The organism is Synechococcus sp. R6-7, assembly GCF_047461695.1.
GTDB lineage: Bacteria > Cyanobacteriota > Cyanobacteriia > Thermostichales > Thermostichaceae > Thermostichus.
The window spans coordinates 1-1,431 of record NZ_JANSHS010000308.1 but is presented as its reverse complement, the minus strand read 5'-3'; the positions used below and the strand labels follow the sequence as shown (position 1 = coordinate 1,431).

The 1,431-nt window shown below is 52.9% G+C and carries 1 protein-coding gene and 1 pseudogene; one reads left to right on the top strand and one right to left on the bottom strand.

Annotation, left to right across the window (positions count from 1 at the left end; all coding sequences use genetic code 11):
- Window positions 1-268: pseudogene (locus NW815_RS09425) on the top strand (SAM-dependent methyltransferase); the annotation flags it as partial.
- Between the two features lie 35 nt (window positions 269-303).
- Here the strand turns inward: NW815_RS09425 and NW815_RS09420 are convergent.
- Window positions 304-987: a hypothetical protein gene (locus NW815_RS09420; protein ID WP_414390408.1), complete on the bottom strand. Its 684-nt coding sequence runs from the start codon at window positions 985-987 to the stop codon at window positions 304-306.
- Between the last annotated feature and the right edge of the window lie 444 nt (window positions 988-1,431).

Sequence of the window (1,431 nt, the reverse complement as noted above, 5' to 3'; positions counted from 1 at the left end):
GGGGCTAAGATGCCTGGGGTTCACCCGGCAGAGCAACTTTTTGGTGAACCTGGGATTGACCGAGCGGCTGGCTGCCCTCAGCCAAATGGGGAGCTCGGTTGGCGGCGAAGCTGTGGATGTGGGCCAAGTTTTGCGGCGGCGATCCGCTCTTCATGCGCTGCTGGATCCCATGGGGTTGGGGGGCTTTGGAGTATTGGTGCAGGCTAAGGGCCTGACCCCCTCAGAATATGCTCATCCTCTGCGGGGCTTTGGCGAGCCAGAGCTGTGAACCGTTTCGGTGCTATTGGGATGGGATGTCTGCCCCTACCGGCTACCGTTGCCTTCCATCGATGCCAGCTCTGCCATTGCTTTGGCGCCATCTTCCAGGTTGCTAATTTTCTCCTCGAGAGTTGCAAAGACTTCGTTATATTTGTCGGCCCATGCAATGTCGGCGGCAGCTTTGGTCGTGCGGGCCAAGTTGAGAGATACGTCTGGAGATCCTTTTTTGGGAACGGATGGCCGTTCCGCGAAGTTGCCAGCAGCTGTTGAGGGATCAGCCTGGGTTAGGCGGGCAATATCTTGCTTGAGGAGATTCTGTTTTGATTGGAGTTGTTCCACCTTGGCTATGCCCTCTTTGAGGGACTGAATGAGCCTTTTTTTCTTGGCTTGTAAATCTCCAATCGAGGCTTTCAGGCTTTGCTCTTCTGCGCGTAACTGAGGAAGTCGTTCTTCTTGAGATTGGATCTGGATCTCTGTTTCAAAATGAAGCTGAGGAGTTTGAGCTTGCGAACGAGCCTCATCATAAGGTTGGGCAGCAGCCACCCCCTTCTGCTGGACTTTTGCCCAATCTTCAAGGGCAGCACGCAGGTTGGCCAGTTCGCTTTGCAGTTGCTGTAGGTCTGAAGGAGTGATTTCGTTTTGCTTCTGCTGATTTTTGAGGTGCTCTAGAAGCTGGATTTTGGCTTTGGCCTCGCTTCCAGATAGAGCAGAAGCCACATAGCCCGTCATCCCCGTGGCCAAACCTGCTGCTCCTGCCTGCCACAGGGATCCTCCCGCCCCAAGGCCGCCAATAGCCACCGTAACTCCAGCCAACGCGGGAAAGGCAGTTATCCAAAGCTGGCGGCAGGAGAAAGGCAACATCATCGACCCCAGGGTGGAAGAGGAGATTGTCTTGAAGATTGTTTTGACCATAGGTAATGTTTGGGTAGGTTTTCTCTCACTCACAACTCCTCTTTTTTTAAGGAGAAAGGGGAGCTAGAACCAACACAAAGAACAAAGAACGCCTTAGAGACAATTTTACTGCACTATTTCACTGCACTTCAAGATGACTCTGGTGTACTGCTGAGGTTACAGTTCTTTACGCCATCCCTCCAGTATGGCCACAACTACAAGTCAATCGCCACTCTAAACCTGCAAGAGCCACTTCAGCTAGAAATTGCAGGAGCCCCGCAC